This is a genomic window from Acidobacteriota bacterium, assembly GCA_022562055.1.
Lineage (GTDB): Bacteria > Actinomycetota > Acidimicrobiia > Spongiisociales > UBA5794 > BMS3BBIN02.
On the sequence record JADFQA010000037.1, the window covers coordinates 1 to 23,362 of the forward strand.

Below are 23,362 nucleotides of genomic sequence, written 5' to 3' on the forward strand. Positions count from 1 at the left end.
ATCAACCTGCCCCGACCCACCCAGTCAGGATGCGATGTTGTTGCGGGTGGTGAGGGTGTCGGGGTGGTCCGGTCCCAGGACACGTTGGCGGTCTTTGAGCAGGGTGGTGAATTGTTTGATTGCTTCATCAACCTGCCCCGACTCACCCAACGCGGACGCTATGCCTTCTCTGACGGACATGATTCCGTTCTGGCCGGACGGGATGTCCGCGGCATTTGCCGCGGACATTGCAGCCTCTCCGAGCCGAATGACGTTCTGGAGTTCCCGCGGAAAGGGCCTCAACGCCGCCATCTGGATCAGCGACGCGGACACGACGGCGGCACTTGGCTTTATCGTCCCGTCGGCGCACAACGCCAGGACAAGTTTCGCAGAGTGCTCGGCATCGGACACTGGCTCCGAAGACATCTCTTTGATAGCGGCTTCTGCGAGAGCTGTGCGGAAAGCGATCAGTTCGTCTTCAAAGAAATGCTTTCCGGTTGGTTCGCCAGCAATGAGGGCTATTTCGCGTTGCACCGGCTCAGAGAAACGCCGGAATACGTCCTCGACATCTCGTGCCCACCCATAGAACGTTGCCGACGTGCTCAATGTCTCTTTGAGGTCGTCGATGTCGTCGAGGTTGAGGTGTTCGAGTACTTCGAGCAACGTGCTGGTGTGCCAACGGTTGTCGCTCAGAACAGCGTCGTCACTGATGCTGCTCGGGATGCTCCACGCCGCAAGTATCAAACTCCTCTGAACCAAGGAGGGCAACTGACGCCAGTGCTCGCGGTAGAGATCTTCCACAGTTCTGGGTAGCTGAGCGACTTCAGTTGTAGAGATCTCGAGGGCCCCGCCGCTTCGGAACCGACGCTGATGTTTGGGCAACAGGCAGACGAGTTCGAGCGGGAGAGGGTTTTGGTAGCGGTCTACAAGCGCGTCGACTGTGCAGTGATCGGTTTTCGGGTAATAGAAAGAGACGATCGTGCCGAGATCCGAATGCGCGATTTCGGTGAGGCCGGCTCCCGATGGAAGTCTCTTACTGTCTTCACGGTCGTGCCTAACGCGAAGAATCCTCGTGGGAGTGACTGTGGCCAATAGGCTCGAAATGTTTCGGCTTGCATCATCGAGCATTTCCGGCCATGTCGTGGTGATGAGGAGGATTGCCGAGTCTGAGCGCATGAGTCGGTTGAGGAGCTCGACGAGAACAGCATCAGCGTCGTGGGCATCTTCGATGAACAGAACAGCTGGTAGCCCCGGGCGGGCCATCCGCGTCAACAGAGCGGCAGTGTCATCGATGACATCTCCGCGTTCGGCGCCAGGTGTGATGGTGGTCTCTGAACCCAAGAACTTCCGCCGCCCATGTGCGCCATCGATCGCCTTCTTCGTCCACACGAACATCTTGGCACCAAGCCCTAGGAACGGAGGTGAAAAGCCGGCCACGACTTCGACCAATCGACCCATGCCTTCCATGGCGGTTTCATGTGCAACCGCATTTCGCCATTCTCGGTACCGTTCTTTGTGACGGTCGCTGAACGCCACAAGTCCTCGCCATGAAATCTCAAGTGCTTCCTCATGGTCGGCGAGTTGCGCGAGATCGGAAACCAACGCTTGATCGGGGACGCCGCGCCTGGTTGAGCACGAAATCCCCCACCAGAACCAGTCCGGGAGAGAGCCCGCCTGCCGGTTCACAACTTCTGGAAAAACTCGTTTGCGACGATCGTGCACACCGGACGTGCTTCCCCGTGCAGATTCGAGGATGGAAGCGGGCCAATAGTATGGATCGGTTTGGCGTTCAGTGGCCAGCCGGCCGAAAAACTCGCGTGCGACCCGAGTTTTTCCCCAACCAGACGGCGCCTCAAGTGACACCCACAGCGGCTCGCCGGTCTTGTTGACCTGGTCAAAGAGATCAACCAGGCCGTCAACCAACAAGATCCTTGATTCCCCGACGAGAGGCGGTTCCTGGTTCACGTTTCACTCCCCAATGTCGTTGACAGGTGCCGTGCCGATCCGCAGCCGCCCTGATACCGATGGTGCTCGACGAACGAGGAAATGTCAACACGGCCGGCGTTACCGTCCGTCCGAGTTGGCACTCCCTTATACGGGCGCGGGCGAAGATGCACCCTGTAACCGGTATCAGATAGTGACGTCGGCGGGAGCCTTCTTGTGTGAGGTCCGTGATGGCATGACGTGGATGACCGGGGTGTATGACTAAGCGGATGATCGATGTTGGGACGCGACGGGGCTACGCGTGACGTGCGCGGAGTTCTTCGAGACCGGTGGCGATTGTGGCGTGGGCTAGTTTGCGAATCCGGTTCACGTCGGGGCCGCCGAGACCTGCAGTTTCAATCGGTTCGTGCACGATGACATGTATCTTCCCACTCCGGAAGAACCGCACGCCCGGCGGCCATATCTCCCAAGTCCCATGAATAGATATGGGCACGATTGGCATCCCGGTGTCAATTGCGATGCGAAACGCACCTGACTTGAAGACCTGGACGTCACCGGTGACGCTGCGGGTGCCTTCTGGGAACACGATCAGCGAAAGACCGCGGTCGCGAGCATTTTCAACACCGGCGTTGATTGTTTCGCGAATTGTCGCTCCACCCTGGCGATCGATCTTGATCATGCCGAGAGCATCCATTGCCTGGGCAAACACCGGGATCTTGTAAAGCTCCTTCTTGGCGAGGAAGCGGATCTTGTGCCGAGTGGTCAGAAACACGACGGGTATGTCGAAATTCGACAGGTGGTTAGAGACGAAAACGTATGGACCGTCGTTGCCCACGAGCCCCGACCTATCGTCTACCGACAAACTCGCGGGCGCCATCAGCAAGAACGACCGAGCAAAGATTCGAATGAACCGTTCGGACGTCGCGCTGTCTTTCCTAATCCATGACGCAACGACAACGGACGCAGACAGGATCATGACCCAGACAAAAAAGATGCCGATAAGCAGAGCTGTCCGGATGGTCAAGGCTACGGTCTTCACATAGTTCAAGGTGCATCATCGTAGCGCGGCGGGTACCACAGGCATCGTGTATGGTGCCGCAATGGCTGAAATCTCTTCCGATCGGGCGCGCCGCATCGCCCTTGGCGCCCAAGGATTCGCCGCGCCGCGCCCTTCCGGGAACGTAACGGAGCAGCACTTCCGGGCCGTCGTGCAGCGCCTTGGCCTGATCCAGCTTGACTCGGTGAACGTTGCAGTACGCAGCCACTACATGCCGTTCTTTGCCCGTCTTGGCACGTACGACCAGGCACGCCTCGACAGGTGGCTAGCAACAGAGGGCGAGATGCTTGAGTACTGGGGTCACGAAGCATCCGCAATGCCGGTTGACCTGATTCGCTACCTCAGGTGGCGCATGCAAGATATGCACCCGTGGGGCGTCGTCCAAAAAGCAGCAAAACACGATCCCGATCTCATCGACCGCGTGTACCGCGAAGTCGTCGAACATGGGCCGCTGCGTGTCGCCGATATCACCGAGGGCAACGACCGCACAGGGCCGTGGTGGGGCCTTGGCAACGCAAAGATCGCACTCGAGTGGTTACTTGCGTGTGGGCGGATCACCGCATGGCGGGACCATCGATTCACGCGGGTGTATGACATCACCGAACGCCGCGTTCCTTCGGAAGTACTCAAGCCTGTCATAGATCGCCACGAAGCGCACCGGTATCTACTCGTCGAATCCGCACGACATCACGGCATCGGCACGGGGAACGACCTGATCGACTACTACCGGCTCAACAAACCCCGGTCGCGACCGATCCTTGAAGAGCTCGCCGACGAGGGACTCATCGAGCGGGTCGACGTTCGCGGGTGGAAGGACCCGGTGTACAAACACCCGGGCACTCCAACACCGAGGGTGATCCGCGGTGCAACACTCCTCAGTCCGTTTGATCCGCTGGTGTGGGAGCGCGATAGGGCTGAACGCATTTTCGGGATGCGATACCGCATCGAGATATACGTTCCGAAGGAGAAACGCGAGTTTGGCTACTACTCGATGCCGTTCTTACTCGACGGCGAGCTTGTGGCCCGGGTCGATCTCAAGGCAGACCGCAAAGGGTCTGTGCTCATGGTGCAATCAGCGCACCTCCAACCTGACCAGGATTTGGTCCGTGTCGCCGCAGCCCTCGCACCGCATCTCGAAGACGTGGCGTCTTGGCTCGGATTGCAAGGCCACACCGTTTCGAAGTGGGGCGATCTGACCAAGCCACTCCAGAAGCTGCTCTAACTCGGGTTCGGCGTTTCCGCGCTGATTACCTCGGCAGTCGCGAAGCGAGATCGAAACATCAAAGGTTTTCCACTGCTTCCGCAGCATGAATCGTGTGTCAGCGATGGCCGATAGGGGCGTGACCAGGCTTGTCTGGCAGGACGGGCCTCACATGTGAACTTGGGCCGTAAGGATCGTCGTAGACTTCCGTCATGTCTCGCGAGCGCCTCATTACCCGCATGTTCCTCATCGTGTTTTCGGCGAACCTGCTTCAGGGGATTGCGTTTGCAATGTTTCTTCACCTCTCGGGGTTTCTCAAGACTCTTGGTGCGGGTGAAGGTGTCATCGGGTTGATTGCGGGTTTCGGGTCGGTGTTCGCTATCGCGCTGCGACCGGTAGTTGGCCGGCTCATCGACACGGTAGGCCGCAGGCCTGTCGTCCTGACAGCGGCCGTTGTAGATCTGCTGGCGATCTTGGCGTTCCTCCTGATTTCTGAGGTCGGACCGCTGTTGTATATCGTTAGGGGCATCCAGATGGTCTCTTCAGGATCACTGTTTGCGGTGCTACTCGTATACGGCGCAGACGTCGTGCCTGCGTCGAGACGCACAGAAGGGTTGGCGCTGTTTGGGGTGTCTGGTTTAGCGCCGCTCGCCCTTGGAGGGATTGCAGGCGATTTGGCTCTCAGGGACAACAACTATGACACCCTGTTCATCGTCGCTGCCATGTTCGTTGCGGCGTCGTTGGTGTTCTCGTGGTTCTTGCCTGAAAGCGTGACTCAACGAGAAGCCGCGAGCAGAACCAGTTTCAGGCACGTGGTGTCTAGACGACAACTGCTGCCCGTGTGGTGGCTCACGTTTGTGTTCTCGTTCGTACTGGTCGGATACTTTGTGTTTCTCAAGACGTTTGTCGAAGAAACCGGTGTCGGTTCGGTTGGCCTGTTCTTCGGCGCATACGCTGCAACTGCTGTCGTACTGCGGCTCAGTCTTGCATGGCTACCCGCCCGCATCGGCGAGAACCGAGTGTTGTTTCCAGCCGTTGGTTTCGTGGCAGTCGGGTTCCTCGTTCTTGCGCTTAGCTCGGGTATCGCTGGAGTGATTCTTTCTGGGATGCTGGGTGGTATCGGTCACGGGTTTGCGTTTCCGATCCTGTATTCGCAGGCGATTACGAGGGTCTCCGACGCCGACAGGGGCTCGTCGATGGCATTGTTCACGTCCCTCTTTGATGTGGGGCCGTTGGTCGCAGCACCCATTCTGGGTGTTCTCATCGAGGCGACCTCCTATCAGACAATGTACGCCACGCTTGCAGGCCTAACGCTCGTGGGTCTGGCTCTGTACTGGGTAGGAAACCGCCGCCTCGGTGTCGTGAACACGCTCGGTCCCGCGGCTGTCGCGCCCAGTGTGCCGTGAACCATTGTCTGCCGATAACCCCCAGCTAACGTCTGTGTACGACGAGATGTAGGAGATGCCCAGATGGTGAATTTTCAAGACCGGGTTGCGGTGGTCACCGGGGCTGGTGGTGGCCTTGGACGCGAGCATGCGTTGCTTCTTGCGAGTCTTGGCGCTGCGGTGGTTGTCAACGACCTCGGTGGATCTGTGCACGGAGAAGGTGCGAGCTCAAGTGCAGCTGACCGCGTGGTGGCTGACATCAAAGCGGCGGGCGGTGCTGCGGTCGCCGAGCACTCGTCAGTGTCCGATCCTTCTGGCGGCGAAGCGATTATCGAAAGGGCGATCGAAGAGTTCGGTCGTATTGACATCGTGATCAACAATGCCGGCATTCTGCGCGACAAGAGTTTTGCGAACATGTCCGTTGACGACATGCATGCAGTCCTCGATGTTCATCTTCGCGGAGCGTTCTATGTCACGCAGCCGGCGTTTCGCCTTATGAAAGACCAGAACTACGGGCGCATCGTTTTCACGTCATCGGCGTCAGGACTGATTGGAAACTTCGGCCAGGCCAACTACGGCGCAGCCAAAATGGGTCTCATCGGTCTCATGCAGGTCATCAAGATCGAAGGCGCGAAGTACGACATCATGGTCAACGCTATCGCGCCGATTGCACAGACTCGGATGACCGAAGATCTCCTCTCCGGTATGCAGGGCCTCTTCGCTCCTTCGGCGGTGTCGCCGGCAGTTGCTTACCTCGCCTCAGAGACGAACACCTTGTCAGGAGAGATCTGGTCGGTCGGTGGCAGGTCCGTCAGCCGTTTCTTTGTCGGGCTCACCGACGGATACGTCAAACCTGCCGTTGACGGTCCGCTCACCGTGGACGACATCGAGCAACACCTGACAGAGATCCGCAGTGAAGACGGCTACATGGTGCCCTCGTCGAGCCAGGACGAGTTTGCGAAACTTGCGCCGCGGCTGATGCCTTCGTGACCTACCCACCGGTCAACGCCGGTAAAGAAGACTGGCGGCGCTGGGCCCAAGCCGTACGTCGCGGAATCGACTGGAAAGAGGTCGGGAGGGCCGTCGTTGACGTCTTGTCGAATATCGACGAGCTAGAAATCGGTGCGAAGGTCCTCTCGTATCTCCCAATGGCCAACGAAGTCGACCTGTCGCCGCTGCATCAGCGTCGCCGGGACATCACATGGTCGGTGACCCGGACGCCCCCCCGGGGCGGACTCACCGTGCATCCGCTCGGGTCAAGAATGGAGACTCATCGGTATGGCTTCGAGCAGCCGGTTGCAAGGAGTCGCGAAGTCGACGTGACGTCGATTGACGTTGCACTCGTACCCGGGCTGGTGTTCGATGTTGCAATGCGGCGGATCGGTCACGGAGGCGGGTACTACGACAGGCTGCTGTCTTCAATCGGGCCGAACACAATCACGATCGGCATTGCTGCCTCCGATGTGTTCGTTGAGCTCGACATTCCTTCAGGAAGCCACGATGTTCGATTGGATGCCGTAGTTACGGAGAACGGCATCAGTTGACGGTGTGTCCAGCGGACCGCAACGCTGCGGCGGCGCCGTCAGCATGACGTTGGCGCACGAGGATGTGGTCTGTGTCATACGTGGCGATTGTGAAAATCGGAATCTCGGCATCGGCAAGGCACGCTGCGATGTTCGACAATATCCCCGTCTCGGTGAGGGCTAACGGGCCGGCAACTTCAATGCGGTTCCAGGGGTCACTATCCCAGGCGTCTGTGGGCACGTCGGAGGCGTCACAGACAACAGAAAGTTCGTGTGGCGTTCGGGTGATCGAGACGAACTTCCCTCGAGCCCACGCAGGGATAGCAGCATCGGCGGGTAGGCGCACCACGGCGAGTCCCACTGGGTGAAGTTCAAGAGTTAGAGCGTGCATACTTTCGGGAGGGTCCGGTAGGCTTTGCATATGACGTTACCTGCCGCAACCCAACGATTTGTCGACCGCAGTGCCGCACTGGGATATGTCGCTGCTCCAAGGGTGTTTCCCGAGGGCACCAAGACCAGTCAGGACGCTGCTAGAGCAGCGGGATGCCATCTCAGCCAGATAGTCAAGTCGCTCGTCCTTACCGGCGATGGCCAGCCGATATTGGTGTTGATGTCCGGCGACCGCCGTGTTGATACCCAGGCGCTCGCGGAGTTGATAGGCGTCAAGGAGGTCCGTCGGGCAGATCTTGAAACCGCTCGGGAGGCGACAGGCTACGCGGTTGGTGGCACCCCACCTTTCGGCCATGTGACGGACGTGCCGGTATACGTCGACGAATCTCTCAAGCGCAACGAAGAGGTATGGGTGGCGGCTGGGACCCCGTCGACGATTTTTCCGATGCCGCTGACCACACTTGTCGATATAGCGAGAGCGACGTGGGTGGACGTTGCCGAGTCTGGATGAGCTGATGGAGGATGAACACATGAACGATTGGTCACGGGCAACAGCACTCGTGGTTATCGACGTGCAGAAGGGGATGGACGACGAGGACTATTGGGGGCCGAGAAACAATCCGAACTGTGAGGGCAATATTGCACTTTTGCTCGCCGCGTGGCGCGAACAGGATTGGCCCATCATCTTCGTGCAACACGCCAGCAAGGACCCAGAGTCTCCTTTGCATCCGGATAATCCCGGATACGCTTTCAAGGACATGCTCACCGGCGAACCAGACTTGCTCGTGGTAAAAAGCGTGCATTCGGCGCTCTATGGCAACCCTGACATGATGAAATGGTTGGCGAGCCACCAGATCACCAGCATTGCAATCTGCGGGATTCAGACCAACATGTGTTGCGAGACAACCGCCCGCACGGCGTCAGATCTGGGGCTCAGTGTGATGTTCATCATCGACGCAACCCATACGTTCGACCTCACGGCCAATGACGGCACCACACTGCGCGCCCGTGAGCTAGCCCGCACCACGGAGATCGTCCTCGCTGCTGACTTCTGCCAAGTCTTGAGAACAGCAGAACTAGTCAGCTAGCCGGCCAAAGGGATCACCGCGGTTGCGTCGATCGCAATCTGCACACGTTGACCTCGCGCAAGGTCGGCCGTGGTGTCGAGTGTGAGAGTGGCCTTGCCGCACTGCACCGTTGCCCGGGAGGTCAAGCCAGCAAACACCACCTGTAGGACCGTGGCGTCGAAGCGATCTGTCGGCGCGACGTTTGTCTCTGTAAGCCGCACTGCCTCGGTTGGCACAAGCACCGGCCCGCTTAAGTTGCCAGCGATTGTCTCGGGAAGGTCGGCAGCGACGGTGACCGATTCGCGCCCCAGAAGCCGAGCCGTCATGGCAGTCGGGGGAGTGGTCCAGAGACTTCGGGGTGTGCCTTCGGCGTCCACCGTGCCGACATCTGACAGCACAGTGATCGAGTCGGCAATGGCAAATGCCTCGTCGGGGTCGTGCGTGACGTAGAGGACGGGGATATCCGATGCTCCGAAAATCGCTCCCATATCAGTCAGGAGCGTCTTGCGGAGGGCCGTGTCGAGCGACCCAAGCGGTTCATCGAGGAGCAAGACATCGGGTGATGGTGCCAATGTGCGCGCCAACGCGACCCGCTGCTGTTCACCGCCCGATAGGTCGCCGACAGGGCGATTCTCAAACCCGGCGAGGTCAACCATGCTGAGCAGTTCGGCAACTCGCTCGTCGGTGTTCGGCAGTTTCGAGACACCAAACGCGACGTTGGCCGCAACGCTGAGATGGGGAAAGAGAGCGTAGCTCTGGAACATCAGTCCGATCCGTCGTTCATGGGTGGGCAGGTCTGTAACGTCGCGCCCACCAATGTCAACCGTACCGGACGACACCGGCACGATCCCGGCAGCCCCCCTCAGAAGCGACGACTTTCCGCTCCCAGACTTGCCCATCAGCGCGCGGACCTCGCCCCGTTCGACGGTGAGTGTGACACTGTCAACTGCCGTAATATCCCCGTACCTCACGGTGAGTTCGCCGATCTCCAGCGTCATATCTGTTCTCCAGTGTCTCCGGCGCGCTGCAACACGAACGCTGCGACCGCAACAATTGCTACGAGGATGGTCGCCAGAGCCGCTGCTTGAGCCTGGTTTATCGGTCCGGGTCGGCTGAGTAATTTGAAGATCGCGATCGGAAGCGTCGGTCGGTCGGGGCGCACCAGGAACGATGTCGCCCCGAATTCGCCGACCGAAACCGCCGTTGCAAACGCCGCGCCTACCACGATGGCGTTTCTGACAATGGGGAACTCCACACGGCGCCACGCTTCGCGGGGGCCTGCGCCAAGTGTCGCAGCAGCAGACCGCATGTCTGGCGAGATCGAACGAAGCGCCGGCACCATGGCGCGCACGACGAACGGTAGGGCGACAAGGGCGTGGGCGATCGGCAAGAGAATCCACGCTGTGCGCAGGTCGATCGGTGTGTCGAGGGCGACCAACATACCAAAACCGATGGTGACGGCAGACGTACCAAGGGGCAGCATGACGATCGTATCGAGAGCACCGGCAAGCCGAGGTCGGAGACGTGTCAGCGTCACTGCAATCAGTGTGCCGATGCCCACCGCGATGAGCACCGCGGCAACCGAGAACAGCGCCGTGTTGGCGAGCGCCTCGCTTGGCCGGACAAAGAGACCAGTTGAAGCCGTCCTGGCGGTGAGCGACGTGAACGCACCAAGGGTCCAATTGCCGTCGATGCGAAATGCCGTTCGGAACAGAACCAGGATCGGTCCGGCGAGGCCGACGGCGGTTGCGGCGAGAATTCCGACACCGATGATGCGGTCCCGACCTTTTGTGAACGGTCGCGCGTGCGACAGTTGGTTGACTTCGAACCGAACGCTCTTGCGAGATTCATATCTCGTGTACAGCGCGAGGGCGACTCCGACGACCGCGAGCTGCATGATGGCGAGGGCGGCGGCGACGTCAAAGCGGAGAAGGCCGGTTGCTTGTCGCCATATTTCGACTTCGAGGGTGCTGTGCGAGATATCACCCAGGATGAGGATCACGCCGAACGATGTGAACGTGAGCAAGAACACGATGGCCGCGGCGGCGGATAGCGCGGGTCGCAGCAGTGGCAGGGTTACTCGCATGAATGTGTGAACCGGCGACTGGCCGAGAGAACGAGCAGCGTGACCTAGCTCCGCTGGGATACGCTCCCAGAAGGCGCTCACCGTCCTGATGACGATGGGAACGTTGTAAAAGATATGGGCGATAAGAATTGCCCAAACCGATCTGCGCAGATCGATGCCGAATGGCCCCGCCGGACCGAGCGCAAAAGCAAATGCGGCACCCACGACCACGGTCGGGAGAACGAAAGGCACGAGGAGCAACGCCCGCAGGGTGCTCTTACCCCTAAACGTGCGGTGCGCCATCACCCACGTCGCCGGGAGGGCGATGAGCAGCGTGAGGATTGTCGACACGGTCGCTTGCCACAGCGTGAACCACGCGATGCGCCGTACCGATCCCCGGCTAAACACTGACACGATCGTTGCAATGGGGGAGCTGTCGCTGTTTCCGAGGCCTTTTACGAGGATGGATGTCACCGGGTAGATGAAGAACCAGCCCAGAAAAACGACCGGAACAGCGAAGCGCAGCACACTCCAAGCGCGGATGCCGGGCCGAGACATCGGCTACATCCCCGTGTCTGGTGTCATCGTACGATTTCTAGCCACTCATCTAGCCAGCGAGCGCGGTTCTTTGCAATACGGTCCTGGTCCATGGTCACCGGGTTGTCAGGCAACGTGGCGAACTCGACGAACTCTGCCGGTAACGTCGCCAGGGTGTTGGCGGGGAAGACAAACATGTTGAGCGGAATGTCTTCTTGGAAGAGCACGTCGGTCATGAAGTCGACAAACGCTTCAGCTGCGGCCGGATGGGCGGCGCCGTTGATCACGCCAACGAACTCGATCTGTCGGAAGCAACCGTCGGCGATCACCGCAGTGGGCGCTTCGGTGATCGGGTCGCTTGCGAATATCACCTCGGCGGCGGGTGATGATGCGTACGACACCACGATCGGCCGTGTTCCGTCGGATGCACCGGAAAATTCACCCCAATATGCTTCTTGCCACCCCGCCACGATCAACACATCGTTGGTCACTAGGTCCGCCCAGAAATCCTTCCATGTGTAATCGCCCTCCTCTCCGAAGATCTCGATCGTCGCCAGGAGGAACGCCAGGCCCGGTGACGACGTAGTCGGGTTCTGAACGACTGTCATCGCCATAAAACTCGGGTCGGTGAGATCGTTCAGGCTGGTGGGCGGGGGAGTCGACGCGAATGCTGCCCTGTCGAAGTTGAGACAGACGTCGGAGAAGTCGACCGGTGTGGCTCTTCCCGACTCGTCGAGAAACAGGTTCGGGTCAAGCGCACCCGCGTTTGCCGACGTATACGCCACGAGAATGCCCTCTTCGAGTACGCGGGAGAGGAACGTGGTGTCGAACCCGTAAATAACGTCGGCCAGGGGGTTATCTTTTGTGAGCACCGCTTGGCTGACCATTGTGCCGGCGTCACCAGATGGCAGTAGTTCTACGGTGATACCGGTTTGATCGGTGAACGCTGCCAGTGTTTCGTCCGAGATTGCGAACGACTCATGCGTCATCACCACGACCCGACTCGCCACCGGGACTGAGGATGTGTCGGAGTCGACGCCCGACGTGGGCGAGGTGACATTGCTCGCACCCCCGGTACACGCTGCGGTGACCAGCATGAAAGCGAGAATTGTTGTGACCAGGGTTTGTTTTTTCATAGCACGTCCTCCGTAACGATGACCAATACACCGTCTGTGAGAGACACCGTCGCCGGCACCTCGGTTGTCTTGTTCGAAATCCCCCGTGACTGCCCGGCTCGGAGCTCGGCACCGTTCAGCGACCATTGCAACCCGGTGGTTGTCACCCCGATGGCACGCCCGTGGACGGGGAGAAGGGAAACTCGCTCGCCAGTGTGCTCGGACACGACCCACGGTTTGCCGGGATGAAGGATTCGTACCGTCGCGTTTTTGATCCGCCACTCAATCGTGGAGTGCGCCCAACGCTCGCTTGCCAGGGATAACAGATTTCCAAAGAGGTGCCCGGGGGTTCCACCTTCGCCCCCCATCACCACAACCTTGGAGTGTCGAGCCGTGATGTATCCAAGTCCGAGTTCGAGATCGGTCTGATCCTTGTCTGTGGGCGAAACGTCGACCTGTGCACCGACTTCTTGTGCCCAGGCAAGGTCAGTGTCCGTGGCCGAATCCATATCGCCGACGACGACGTCCGGTGTCAGTCCAAGGCGGCGTGCGTGGGCGAGACCGCCGTCGACGGCAACGACGTACGTGGATTCAGTAATGTCTGCCAAGTCAATCGTCGCGGCCAGTTCTCCGTGCAGGATCAAGACCGCCGGTAGAGATGTTGCTCTCATCGGCCACTCGCTTCCTCCGCTGGTATTACCCAGATCAGGTGTTCTGCGGGTCAGTGGCGTCCGTCGCATGGCGACTCCGGCCACCCTCTCAGCTTGGCGTTCCCAAGCTCCCCGGGGTGTGTGTTCCCTTAAGTGTACCCGTTGGCGGTGTTCTCTGCGGCGACGCGGGCCAGGAATGGGCGCTCGCAGGAGCGGTGCCCGATCTCGCGTGGGGTCGCCGTTGGCGACGTCACACCTATACGGTTCCGATTCAGCAAGCGAGCATTGTATTACTCACTTGACATGTTGGCGTCATTGTGACATCATTGTGACATCACAACGATGTCGAGCGAAGTTAGGAGAACAACATGCTGTGGTACAACAACATCGACTACGTATGGTCGGAGTACGAGGTGAGGCGACGGGAATCGGAAAATCGGTTCAGGCGGCACATGTCCCGCCTGGCCAGGGATTCCGCAAAACGCTAGAGATCGCGAGATAACAGGCATGGATACAACCGCAGTCTTTCGGCACCTGGAAGCCGCCGTCACGATGCAGCTGCAACTCGCTGGCGGCGACGAGAGTGTAATCAAGGCTGGTGAAGTACTACTCGCGTCTCTCGAACCGGCATTGCGTCAAGCGACATTTGCTCTCGCGGAGCAGGCAGCGCACGAAGTGAGCGCACAGCTCCCCGGGCACCGTGTCGAGGTTGCGTTGCGTGGCGGCGAGCCCGAGCTCGTGATTGCTGAGGACCGGGCCGAGCCGGTCACACCCGATGAGGATCTCGAAGCCCGAATCACCGTCCGACTGCCAACGAGCTTGAAAAGTGACCTTGAAGCAGCAGCCTCAGTCTACGGCGACTCTGTGAACGCATTTGTTATCAAGGCACTTCGCTCGAAGGCCTCGCGTCGCAAGAGTCATCGCTTTACAGGCACGATCGACACATGAGCAGCGAACGAGTCGAGACATTTTCGGTCGGCGGTAAACCGCAGATAGACATTGCTGTGTCCAGTGAAGATGTCACTGTTATCGGGGGGCCGGCGGGCGAAATAGGTATTCGCATCGATGGCGAAAATGCCGGAGACTACATCGTCACTCAATCAGCCGACTCGGTCGCGGTGACTGCCCCGAGCGGCCGGTTGCTGAGTTTCAGTTCTGGTCGACTCACCGTGACGATTCCTGAGCACACCACAGTCGAGGTTCGCACGGTGTCGGGGGACGTCCACATCAGGACCGCCGTTTTCGGACTCGACGTCGCGACGGCCAGCGGAGACGTTAGAGCTGGAGACGTGCTGGGCGACGTCCACATTCGAGCGGCTTCGGGAGACTGCTCGTTCGGCGACATCGAGGGTGCCCTCGGTGTCGTAACAGCTTCGGGAGACGTACGGGCGAAGACCGTGAGTGGTTCGGTGTCGATTGCTTCAGCTTCGGGCGGTGTCCGGATTGCATCCGTCGACGGCGCGGTCACATTCAAGACCGCTAGCGGAGATCTCACCATTGATCGCTTCGACGGCGCCACATTCGACATGAAGACGATGTCAGGCGACGTAGTTCTCGGCATCCCCCGTCGCCGCAGGCTCGAGATTGACCTTCGACTTCTTGCTGGCGGTCTGCGAAACCGGCTGCCCGAGAGCGACGGCTCCAATCACGAAAAGACGATTACGATCCGCGCCGTGGGGATGTCGGGAGACGTCACCCTTCGCGGCGTCTAGCGCCGCTGAAGATCAGATGAGTTCTCCGATCATCGCTGCAGCCTTGGCGGCTCCATCGGTTTCGACGTCGACGTAGTCGATGTCCCGGCCGATCTCTTCCGCCATGACCGATGCAAGGTTGTCGGGGACAACATCCTCGTAGTCCATGTACCGGCCCGCGCGATAGCGGTCGAGACGGGCCCTCACGTGAAAGTTCTGCTCGAAATGGTTGCGTAACGGCACGTAGATGAAGGGGACCTTGGATGCCGTGAGCTCCATTGTGGTCGTGAGGCCGCCCTGCACGATGGCGAGGTCGCAAGCCGCAAGATTTCGGTATAGCTTGTCCACATACTCGAGATACTCGACACCCTTCACATCGGGCAATGTCGAAGGATCGATGCGCGGACCGGTGACCACGATCATGCGGAGATCGGACACCGCGCCGGCAGCCTGGGGGAACGACTCAACAACACGACGAATCAGATCAATGCCTACCGCTGACCCACCCACCGCGACGATGCACACTGGCTCGTCGGGACGGTAGCCGAGCTCGGCACGGAGCTGGTCTCGTCCGCCAAGCGCGAGCGGATCGAAACCGGTCACATAACCTGCAAACTCATAGTTCTTCTCTGTCCAGTCTCTGACCTCCGGTAAGTCGGGGCCGAAGGTCCCAGGGATGATGTCGTCGGGGTTACCAACGAATATTGCCTTGTCCCTTATTCGCCCATACCTGGCGATCTGCTCGATCATGTCAGCGTTGTAGTCCGCAGCGACAAACGCTTCGCGGTCACCGCCCGAGGGCATGGGAATGTAACCAACGAAGTCCGTCAGCCATGCGTACGCCGTCCGTTTGAGATTCGGGTTCTCGTGGAGGTGGTAGTCCATCTCCCAAGACTCGTCGGCAACGACGACGTCGTACTGGCCGTCTCGGATCACCTCGTCGATCACCATAAAGTTGGCGACTTGGATCTCGTCCATGTTGCGCAGCGCCTGGAACACGTTGAGGTCGTGCTCACCTGACTCGCTCTCGATGTGAGCAGACTCGTTCGCCATCAACGATGACGCAGGATGGATGGTCTCGCCGCTAGCATCGAGAACACGAGTCACGGGGTCTTGCGCCAACCAATCGATCTCAAGATCAGGGTGCAGAGTGCGTAGTTGTTCGGCGATCGCGACGTCCCGCCGAGCGTGGCCGAGCCCAATCGGGGACGATATGAACAGTAGGCGCTTGGGGCGGGCGTTACCGATGTGCCACGCGGCATCCGGGCGTTGCCGGGGGTACACGCGGTACATGAAGTCTTTGATTGCGTGGTTGATCTGAACCGGGTATCTGCCGATGGGGATGTGACCCGAGCCCTCGATCGTGAGCAGTGTGGCGCCGGGAATCATTCTCTGGAGCAGTACGGAGCTCTCGTAGTTGATGATCTTGTCCTCGGTTCCGTGGATGATGAGGCACGGTATATCGAGTGCCCGGACAGCCTTCTCAAGTTCTTCGAGGTCGAGACCCGGACCGGCTTCGGACTGGCGCGCAACGACCTCGCCCGTTGTTTCCATTGCCCAACCGACGGTGTCGTCGAATCCTTTCGTCGAGTGCGGATCGGAATTGCACGCGTCGAAGAAAGGTTCGACAAAGCCCCGCCAGTCATCCCGCCAGAATGTGGGTCCGTATTTCGCCCGTACTTCGTCGCCTTCTTCGGGTGGTACGCCCCACGGGTGGGATGCAGCGATCGGGATGAACCCGTCGAAACGATCTGGGTGCAGAGCCGCCATGGCGACGACTAAACCGCCACCGTACGACAACCCAGACACGACGCAAGTCTCAGTCCCAGTCTCGTCGAGCACGGCGATCGCGTCGAGGATCACTTCGGATGTCTTGAGTCGCGCCGCTTCAACATCGCGATCAGACTTGCCGTTCCCCACGGGGTCATAGGTAACCACCCGGAAGTGTCTCGCAAGGTAGGGGATCTGCATCTTCCAGAGGCGGGAGTAGAACGTTTGCCACGACTGTGCCAACAGAATTGTCGGTCCGTCATTTTCGTATACCTCGTAGAAGATCTTCGCGCCGTTGCGCTCAACGAACCCTTCAGAATCTGGATATCGCGCTCTCATTTCGACTCCTTTTCGATGCTCTTGATTAGCTTTCCGATCTGTCGCAGTGCGTTTCGCAGGGGCATGAGCTGGCTGTCCAGTCCCAGGAGGATCATTGACTCGGCACCGACAAAAGCTGCGCCGGTGAGCGCTGCTATTTCTGCTGCTGTGAACGGTTCGAGTCTTAGACCCTGGGCTTCAGCACTCGCAGCGAGTTCGGTCAGCACTCTGTTCCAGCCGAGAATCATGGTCCTCACTTCTTTGCCGACAAGCTCTGACGACCAGCCGACTGCCATCATTTCGTGGAGTACACGCACGTATCCGGACTTGAGGTCCTCATCGAGATAGTCGCATGCAATGTCCCATCTCTTCCACAGGGGCAGATCGCGCCCGAACATCTCCGCTTGTCGCTGCAGGAGCGTCTCGTTCTCAGCCCGCAACATGCTGAGGATCAACTCGTCTTTCGACCCGAAGTGGTAGTGAATCTGCGACAGCGGCACGCCTGCCTCTTCGGCAACCTTCCGCGTCGACAGTGCTGCGAATCCATCAGCGAGGAGGCGGGTCCGCGCCGCGGCAAGAATCTTGTCCACGGTCTCCAAGGATGCCAAAACGTGCCTCCGAGCCTATGCGCCGATCGCAAAGACTATGTTGAACGGTGTTTCGGCGACTCGCTCAAATGACGACGCTCCCGCTGCCTCGGCGATCTTTCGTAGGCGGGCCTCTCCTGCCTGAGCGCCGAGAGACTCACCACCCTCTTGGCTGAGCGCACTGGGTGTGCACAAAAACGTCGAAGCGGAGTACATGACCCGGCCGACCGGATTCAGATTGTCTGCCAGCTTGTCGTTTGCGAATGGCTCCACAACCATGAGCCTACCGCCGTTCGCCAGGCGAGCGAGAGCGAAATTGATCGCTCCTTGCGGATCGCCCATGTCGTGCAAACAGTCGAACATTGATACGTAGTCGTATTTCCCGCCAAACCCCTTTGCGTCAGCCACTTCGAATGACACGTTCGCTACGCTCTCGCGGTGGGCCAACTCCTTTGCTTCGGTGATTGATGGAACGTGGACATCGAACCCAACGAAGGTTGCCTTAGGGAAGGCCTTTGCCATCACGACTGTGGATACGCCGAGACCGACACCGATGTCTGCCAGGCGACCACCGTTCTCCAAGCTCGCGACCATGCCAGGAACCGCCGGTATCCAGTCCTGAACGAGGTGGTGGGTGTATGCCGGCCTGAAAAAGCGCGCTGTGCCAGAATACAAACAATTGGCGTGCTCGCCCCAGCCGATGCCCTCTCCGCTTTTAAATGCCGCGCTGACGAGCTCCTCGTCGAGCCATCCCGCCTGACTGACCTCAAACGCGCCCTGGAGGAAGACTGGACTCTCTGGGTTGGAGAACACCAACTGCTGCGCCTCGTTCATGCTGAAGCCGTCGCTGCCGTCAAAGTCGACGTACCCCGACGCAGCCATGGCTGCTAGCCACTCCCTGCAATACCGTTCACTGGTGTCTGTGGACGATGCCAGGGACGTCGATGTGACGCCGTCGCTGTCAGCAATGGCTGTCCACAACCCGAGCCGATCACCAATCAGCACCAGCGGCCCTGACATACAAGCACCGATGTCGCCGACAACCTGGAACACAAATTCCTCTATCTGTTGTTCGTTCATGAATCCCTCTCCTCTACGATTCCGAACCGGGCCGACCTTCATTTCGCCAAATTGCAAGTATCGGTCGGTCGACCGAACAATACGATATCGTTCTCCATCCGTCAACAGGGAGATCTCGAGGCTCCAACTGGAAGGCGACGGGTGCTGGTCAGCAGCGTCTAGTTGTACCCGGCCATCAGGTTGGTGACACTCGGCTGATGGGTGGCCGCCGTCCGAGCGAGCCGTGGTTGCGTTGGTGATTGTAGTAGTCGAGCCATGGCTGGAGGGCTGAAGCTCGTTCGCTGTTGCTGGTGAAGACTTGCTTGTAAGCCCATTCGGTTTGCAGTGTCCGGTTGAATCGTTCGACTTTGCCGTTCTGCCAAGGGCAGTGGGGTCGGATGGTGATGTGGGTGGCTCCGAGTACATTCATGGCGTCTTTGACGGCGTAGCTTCGGGTGTAGGACCAGTGATTATCGGTCATCACTGCCTCGATGCGTTCAATGCCACAGGTTCGAAAGAACACCGCGGCCCTCTTAAGGAATCCTGCTGCGGTGTCGCCTTTCTCGTTGTTGTGGATCTCTGAGTAGGCGAGACGGCTGTGGTCGTCGACTGCTGAATGCACGTAGTCGTATCCGATTCGTTGCTTCCTCTTTGCTGAGGTGGATCCCATGGTGCGTCCCCATGCTTTCCAGCCTCCACCGTCAGGGATACGCCCGATCTTCTTGACATCGACATGGATCAACTCGCCAGGCCGGTCACGCTCGTAACGGATTGCTGTGGCCTTTGAAGAACGGATCACGTCACCGGTGAGAGGATCGCACTCAAACAGATACGGCACCTTATGACGACGTAGGATCCGACTGATCGTCCGAGCCGGGACCCCAAGGTCGTCGGCAAGCCGATCCGGGCCGACGCGCAACACCCGCCTCGCTGCAACCACCCGGCGCTCTACCTCAACGGGTGTGCGGGTAGGTGAAAAATGCGGCCTCGACGACCGATCCTCCAACCCGGCGTCGCCCTCGGCATCGAAACGAGCCACCCACCGGTGGGCGCATTGGCGAGATACACCCATCGCTTTGGCAACGTGGGCAACAGGCATCCCCTCGAAACGGACCCGTTGAACGAGCAACCGGCGACCATGAACTGTGAGCCGCGCATTACGGTGACCCATGAAGACCTCCAAGTGGGTGTTGACAGCAATCACCACTTCACTCGGAGGTCTTCACCTATGCAAGAACTGTCACCAACGTCCTGGCCGAGTACAACTAGATAGCCTCGTACATTGCAACGAGGTCGGGCATGATCTCGTCCCATGCTTCGGCGATCAGCCGATGACCTTCTGCGGAGAGATGAAAGTGGTCGGCGGCGAAATACCGGTCAGGATCGCTGAAGAACTTGTCAAAACGTGGATGTCTGGCGTTGGCCTTCACGATGTGAGGATGGTTGACGGCCACCCTTGTGATAGCGTTGTTGATCGAACTCGAGCGCACCGATGCGATCGACTTTGCAAAAGTAGGAAGCCGGGGGATCGATCCGAAGTCGCCGATTCCGGCGATCGCTGTAGGGATGCCGCTCGCCATGTCGGCTAAACGTTCGTAGTCGTCCTCGAAGCGTCTGAGTGGCGTTCCACGCAGAGCGTCGTTTCCACCGATCGAGATCAGCAGCATATGCGGGCTGTCCGCCAAAGCGGGTCCGATTTGTTCTCTCAGTACGTCGGCGATTTTGGCACCACCGACTGCGTGGTTGATGAGCTCGACGTAGTACGCCTGCGCCAGTGACCTTGCCGCGTGGCGTACCCAGCAGCCGTCGAGCGGTTGTACGCCAGGGGCCGTGACAGAACTGTCACCGATGACGACCAGCCTGAGGGTGGGATTTGACGGGTCACCAAAGACGCCAGCGGGGTCCTGATTGGTAAGCGATGGCCACGCGGCACTGCGGGCCATTCGTGCGATCTGCGCCGCGGCAAAGGTCACGAGGCCAAGTGGCTGAGTGAGCATCCGACCCGGTTTCAAAGTCTCTCCAGTGTTCGTCTGTCACGAGTGTACGGGTGTTTCGGAACCAGTGGGGCAGGCCGTTTCGCGGGTGGCGTGGCGGTCGAGCAAGGGTCACACGTTAAAGCGGAAGTGGACAACGTCACCCTCTTGAACGATGTAGTCCTTGCCCTCAAGACGCCATCTCCCCGCCTCCTTTGCCCCGGCTTCGCCGCCGTGCTCAACAAAGTCATCGTATGCAACGACCTCGGCGCGGATGAAGCCCTTCTCGAAGTCGGTGTGGATCACCCCGGCCGCCTGCGGTGCGGTGGTTTCGGCGGGGATGGTCCACGCCCGAACCTCCATTTCGCCTGCGGTGAAGAACGTACCAAGCCCGAGCAATGCATAGCCGGCTCGGATAACCCGGTTGAGACCGGGTTCCGTTTCGCCGATTTCAGAGAGGAACTCTGCTTTGTCAGCCTCGTCGAGTTCTACGATCTCTCCCTCGAGACGGCCCGAAATGATCACCAGTGCAGACCCCTCCGCAGTGGCGTAGGCCTCGACTGCGGCGACATGCGAATTGTTGGCCTCGCCGGAGTCGTCGATGTTGGCGATATACATCGTGGGTTTTGCGGTGAGGAGGTGAAGTTCGCGCAGGTTCTTTCGTTCGGTTGTGCTGAGATCCATAGACCGCACCGGGTCGCCCTCCCCGAGGTGGGTAAGCACAGGTTCGAGTGTCATCACGATCGACTTCGCATCGACGTCGCCGACACGCGCCTTCTTCGTGTGGCGGACTAACGCCTTCTCGACCGTCTGGAGATCGGCAAGCGCGAGCTCGGTCGAGATGATTTCGATATCCGAAATTGGGTTGATCGTTCCATCGACATGGACCACGTCGTCATCCTCAAAACAGCGCACGACGTGAGCAATCGCGTCGGTCTCGCGGATATGGGCGAGGAACTGATTACCGAGGCCTTCCCCCTGGCTTGCGCCCTTCACCAATCCAGCAATGTCGGTGAACTCCATTGCGGTTGGCACGATCCGCCCTGGGTTCACGATTGCGGCGAGTGCGTCCAGTCGTGGGTCGGGAACTGTTGCGACGCCGACGTTGGGGTCGATTGTGCAGAATGGGTAGTTCTCAGCGGGCACACCCGCAGCGGTGAGTGCGTTGAACAGAGTCGATTTTCCGACGTTTGGCAATCCGACGATGCCGCACGAGAAGCCCATGGTTGATCCGATCCAGTCAGACAGGGGAGTGCGTCCATGGGACGCGGCCAAAAGGATACTCGCCGTGGGCACCGACGATTCCATTCCAGGCGTGAGCCTTGCTACGTTTCGTGCTCATGGCAAACGAGTATCTCATGGAGTTGATAGAGGGCAGCGACCTCGCCGGCCTGCTGGTGTTTGTGAAGCGCACCTGCGATGCCCAGGACTGGGATGGTCTCGTTGAGATTCGGGATCAATGTCGCGACGCCGTTGACCGCGGCAAGCAGCTCTGGGGTGTCGCGCACTACGTGGACTATCGAACGGCACGCGACGCACCAGCTTCATACCTGAGCGATGCCCTGAGTGGCGACGGCCGTTCGAGCGCGATCGGTCCACTGTGGGAGGTAGCGGCGTCGGTGAAGAATTGGGACGAGATGCGCGAACATCTTCCCGAAGGTCAGGTTGCAGCTCTTGCTGCATACGAGCGGGCGCTGCGAGGCGACGTGCCGGGTGATGCCGTGGACCTGATGCTTGACATTCCGCTCGAAAGGCTTGCGTGGGAGCCGTCCTATGAAGTCGCGACCTATGGCGAGTCCCGAGTCGATGTTCCGTATCCGGAGATTCCCATCATGGAGTGGGTTGAACTGCCCGACGCTATCGAAGTGCTCGACGACGATGCCGCGACCGAGGCGCTCACTGATCTCGTGCAACCTTGGTGGGACACATCGAATGGCAAAGTCGAGGCAAACGTGGTCGAGGGGTCGGCTCTCGAAGCCATCAAAGCGTTTGGCCCGAGGCGAGTACGAATTGTGCGGGTGACACCCCAGCAGGCGCTTTCGGTGATGGTGTGGACCGCGGCGAGCGGTGGGGCGCACGGCAAGCGTCGGGGGACGCCGGTTGGGCGTTCGCTGGCGTGGTGGGCCATGGTGTGCCTTGCTGGATTGGATGACGCCCCGCACATGGACCCGGACGAGATCGGCGAAGCGATCGCTGATCTCAATTTCTACGTGTGGGACGCTGGCGATGCGACCGGTGGCTGGTCTTTCCACATGGCCATCGAAGACCCCGCCGACGGTCTTGCGTGGGCAGTCACCGCCGTCGACGCCGTCTAGGCCTACCGGCCGGGAGTAAACCATTTCACGTCGGCAAAGCGCCCGAAATCTGCGTCGAACGTGATGACTGTGGCCTTCCGCTCGAGGGCGATAGCTGCCAGATGAGCGTCGCTCACGAGGTTGCCGGATGTACCCGCTTCGTCGAGCAGTTGTCGAAGCAACGTGAGATGATTTGGTCCTGGATGAAGCGTTGTCGTGTTGGGGTGGCTAGTCCACAGCTGCACGAGATCGAGCGCCACATCAGTATCCAGTGGGTGGGCGAATATGCGACGGCTGGTGGAAATCCTCACGAACGTAAGTAATACGAGCCACACGAATCCGACTGCATCAGATCCGTTCAAGGCTTCGTCCAGCCAGGTCCTCGAGGCATCATGATGTGGGGAGGCCTTGTTGACGGAGTAGAGGAGGACGTTTGCGTCGACAAGCTTCACTTGCGTAGGTCGAGTTTCCGGACGATTTCCTCATCCTCCATCGCGGCGGCAAGGGCAAGGCTGCGGTCGAGATCCACGTTGCGGGGGCTACCCATTGAGTATGTCGGCGTCTTATAAAGCGGTCGGTCTTCGCCGAGCGAATCCCTGATGGCCCGGTTAACCGTTTCCTTGAAAGTCAGGTCGCGTTGCTCCATTGAACGCTCGACGAGGAGCGCAACGTCGGCGTCGAGCGTGATGGTCGTTCTCATTGATGCATCATAGCATCATCTTGATTGATGTAATAGCATCATTCAATTAGACGAGCG

At 59.4% G+C, this 23,362-nt stretch carries 24 protein-coding genes and 1 riboswitch; of the genes, 9 read left to right on the top strand and 15 right to left on the bottom strand.

Annotation, left to right across the window (positions count from 1 at the left end):
* Nucleotides 1-24: 24 nt before the first annotated feature.
* Together IIC71_12270 and IIC71_12275 are read right to left on the bottom strand one after the other, a co-directional pair.
* Nucleotides 25-1,944, bottom strand: coding sequence for a tetratricopeptide repeat protein (locus tag IIC71_12270; GenBank protein ID MCH7669957.1), 1,920 nt, complete (start codon nt 1,942-1,944; stop codon nt 25-27).
* Nucleotides 1,945-2,218: 274 nt separating this feature from the next.
* Nucleotides 2,219-2,971, bottom strand: coding sequence for a 1-acyl-sn-glycerol-3-phosphate acyltransferase (locus IIC71_12275; protein MCH7669958.1), 753 nt, complete (start codon nt 2,969-2,971; stop codon nt 2,219-2,221).
* 52 nt (nt 2,972-3,023) lie between these two features.
* Between IIC71_12275 and IIC71_12280 the strand changes: the two genes are divergently transcribed.
* From IIC71_12280 to IIC71_12295, 4 genes are all read left to right on the top strand, one after another.
* Nucleotides 3,024-4,202, top strand: coding sequence for a YcaQ family DNA glycosylase (locus tag IIC71_12280; protein MCH7669959.1), 1,179 nt, complete (start codon nt 3,024-3,026; stop codon nt 4,200-4,202).
* Nucleotides 4,203-4,393: 191 nt separating this feature from the next.
* The gene (locus IIC71_12285) at nt 4,394-5,587 is read left to right on the top strand and encodes an MFS transporter (GenBank protein ID MCH7669960.1); all 1,194 of its coding nucleotides are present in this window, start codon (nt 4,394-4,396) and stop codon (nt 5,585-5,587) included.
* A 63-nt stretch (nt 5,588-5,650) separates the two neighbouring features.
* Entirely contained in the window at nt 5,651-6,556 is a 906-nt protein-coding gene (locus tag IIC71_12290) for an SDR family NAD(P)-dependent oxidoreductase (GenBank protein ID MCH7669961.1), read from the top strand.
* Nucleotides 6,553-7,110: a 5-formyltetrahydrofolate cyclo-ligase gene (locus tag IIC71_12295; protein MCH7669962.1), complete on the top strand. Its 558-nt coding sequence runs from the start codon at nt 6,553-6,555 to the stop codon at nt 7,108-7,110. Before IIC71_12290 ends, IIC71_12295 begins: the two co-directional genes overlap by 4 nt.
* Here IIC71_12295 and IIC71_12300 read toward each other — a convergent pair.
* Nucleotides 7,103-7,480, bottom strand: a complete 378-nt coding sequence (locus IIC71_12300; GenBank protein MCH7669963.1) for an ACT domain-containing protein — start codon at nt 7,478-7,480, stop codon at nt 7,103-7,105. The two genes, IIC71_12295 and IIC71_12300, sit on opposite strands and share 8 nt — an antisense overlap.
* Nucleotides 7,481-7,510: 30 nt before the next feature.
* Here IIC71_12300 and IIC71_12305 point away from each other — a divergent pair, with 30 nt between their 5' ends.
* The gene (locus IIC71_12305; GenBank protein MCH7669964.1) at nt 7,511-7,990 is read left to right on the top strand and encodes a YbaK/EbsC family protein; all 480 of its coding nucleotides are present in this window, start codon (nt 7,511-7,513) and stop codon (nt 7,988-7,990) included.
* Between the two features lie 19 nt (nt 7,991-8,009).
* Nucleotides 8,010-8,567 carry a cysteine hydrolase gene (locus IIC71_12310; GenBank protein ID MCH7669965.1) on the top strand — a complete coding sequence of 186 codons (558 nt, stop codon included), beginning with the start codon at nt 8,010-8,012 and terminating at the stop codon, nt 8,565-8,567.
* Here IIC71_12310 and IIC71_12315 read toward each other — a convergent pair.
* The 4 genes from IIC71_12315 to IIC71_12330 form a co-directional block, all read right to left on the bottom strand.
* Nucleotides 8,564-9,544 (bottom strand): ABC transporter ATP-binding protein, encoded by a 981-nt coding sequence (locus IIC71_12315; GenBank protein ID MCH7669966.1) that lies wholly within the window; start codon nt 9,542-9,544, stop codon nt 8,564-8,566. The two genes, IIC71_12310 and IIC71_12315, sit on opposite strands and share 4 nt — an antisense overlap.
* Nucleotides 9,541-11,169 (bottom strand): iron ABC transporter permease, encoded by a 1,629-nt coding sequence (locus IIC71_12320; protein MCH7669967.1) that lies wholly within the window; start codon nt 11,167-11,169, stop codon nt 9,541-9,543. Before IIC71_12320 ends, IIC71_12315 begins: the two co-directional genes overlap by 4 nt.
* 23 nt (nt 11,170-11,192) lie before the next feature.
* Nucleotides 11,193-12,284 carry a thiamine ABC transporter substrate-binding protein gene (locus IIC71_12325; protein MCH7669968.1) on the bottom strand — a complete coding sequence of 364 codons (1,092 nt, stop codon included), beginning with the start codon at nt 12,282-12,284 and terminating at the stop codon, nt 11,193-11,195.
* Complete coding sequence (locus IIC71_12330) at nt 12,281-12,934, bottom strand: thiamine diphosphokinase (GenBank protein ID MCH7669969.1); 654 nt, start codon at nt 12,932-12,934, stop codon at nt 12,281-12,283. Before IIC71_12330 ends, IIC71_12325 begins: the two co-directional genes overlap by 4 nt.
* A riboswitch (TPP riboswitch) is annotated at nt 12,929-13,058 on the bottom strand. It overlaps the preceding gene by 6 nt.
* 362 nt (nt 13,059-13,420) lie before the next feature.
* On the opposite strand from IIC71_12330, the gene IIC71_12335 reads away from it, so the two are divergent.
* Nucleotides 13,421-13,861 carry a DUF1778 domain-containing protein gene (locus IIC71_12335; GenBank protein ID MCH7669970.1) on the top strand — a complete coding sequence of 147 codons (441 nt, stop codon included), beginning with the start codon at nt 13,421-13,423 and terminating at the stop codon, nt 13,859-13,861.
* Nucleotides 13,858-14,625, top strand: a complete 768-nt coding sequence (locus IIC71_12340) for a DUF4097 family beta strand repeat protein (protein ID MCH7669971.1) — start codon at nt 13,858-13,860, stop codon at nt 14,623-14,625. Before IIC71_12335 ends, IIC71_12340 begins: the two co-directional genes overlap by 4 nt.
* A 12-nt stretch (nt 14,626-14,637) precedes the next feature.
* On the opposite strand, the gene IIC71_12345 is transcribed toward IIC71_12340, so the two are convergent.
* The 6 genes from IIC71_12345 to ychF form a co-directional block, all read right to left on the bottom strand.
* Nucleotides 14,638-16,713, bottom strand: coding sequence for an alpha/beta fold hydrolase (locus IIC71_12345; protein ID MCH7669972.1), 2,076 nt, complete (start codon nt 16,711-16,713; stop codon nt 14,638-14,640).
* Nucleotides 16,710-17,300 carry a TetR/AcrR family transcriptional regulator gene (locus tag IIC71_12350; GenBank protein MCH7669973.1) on the bottom strand — a complete coding sequence of 197 codons (591 nt, stop codon included), beginning with the start codon at nt 17,298-17,300 and terminating at the stop codon, nt 16,710-16,712. Before IIC71_12350 ends, IIC71_12345 begins: the two co-directional genes overlap by 4 nt.
* Nucleotides 17,301-17,315: 15 nt before the next feature.
* Nucleotides 17,316-18,359, bottom strand: coding sequence for a methyltransferase domain-containing protein (locus tag IIC71_12355; protein MCH7669974.1), 1,044 nt, complete (start codon nt 18,357-18,359; stop codon nt 17,316-17,318).
* A gap of 175 nt (nt 18,360-18,534) precedes the next feature.
* Nucleotides 18,535-19,509 carry an IS481 family transposase gene (locus tag IIC71_12360; GenBank protein ID MCH7669975.1) on the bottom strand — a complete coding sequence of 325 codons (975 nt, stop codon included), beginning with the start codon at nt 19,507-19,509 and terminating at the stop codon, nt 18,535-18,537.
* A 94-nt stretch (nt 19,510-19,603) separates the two neighbouring features.
* Nucleotides 19,604-20,335, bottom strand: coding sequence for a hypothetical protein (locus IIC71_12365; protein MCH7669976.1), 732 nt, complete (start codon nt 20,333-20,335; stop codon nt 19,604-19,606).
* A gap of 108 nt (nt 20,336-20,443) precedes the next feature.
* A complete protein-coding gene (gene ychF / locus IIC71_12370; GenBank protein MCH7669977.1) occupies nt 20,444-21,535 on the bottom strand; it encodes a redox-regulated ATPase YchF in 1,092 nt (363 codons plus the stop codon).
* Nucleotides 21,536-21,651: 116 nt separating this feature from the next.
* Here ychF and IIC71_12375 point away from each other — a divergent pair, with 116 nt between their 5' ends.
* A complete protein-coding gene (locus IIC71_12375; GenBank protein ID MCH7669978.1) occupies nt 21,652-22,626 on the top strand; it encodes a hypothetical protein in 975 nt (324 codons plus the stop codon).
* Nucleotides 22,627-22,628: 2 nt separating this feature from the next.
* On the opposite strand, the gene IIC71_12380 is transcribed toward IIC71_12375, so the two are convergent.
* The gene (locus IIC71_12380; GenBank protein ID MCH7669979.1) at nt 22,629-23,057 is read right to left on the bottom strand and encodes a type II toxin-antitoxin system VapC family toxin; all 429 of its coding nucleotides are present in this window, start codon (nt 23,055-23,057) and stop codon (nt 22,629-22,631) included.
* The gene (locus IIC71_12385; protein ID MCH7669980.1) at nt 23,054-23,305 is read right to left on the bottom strand and encodes an antitoxin; all 252 of its coding nucleotides are present in this window, start codon (nt 23,303-23,305) and stop codon (nt 23,054-23,056) included. Before IIC71_12385 ends, IIC71_12380 begins: the two co-directional genes overlap by 4 nt.
* Nucleotides 23,306-23,362: the final 57 nt, after the last annotated feature.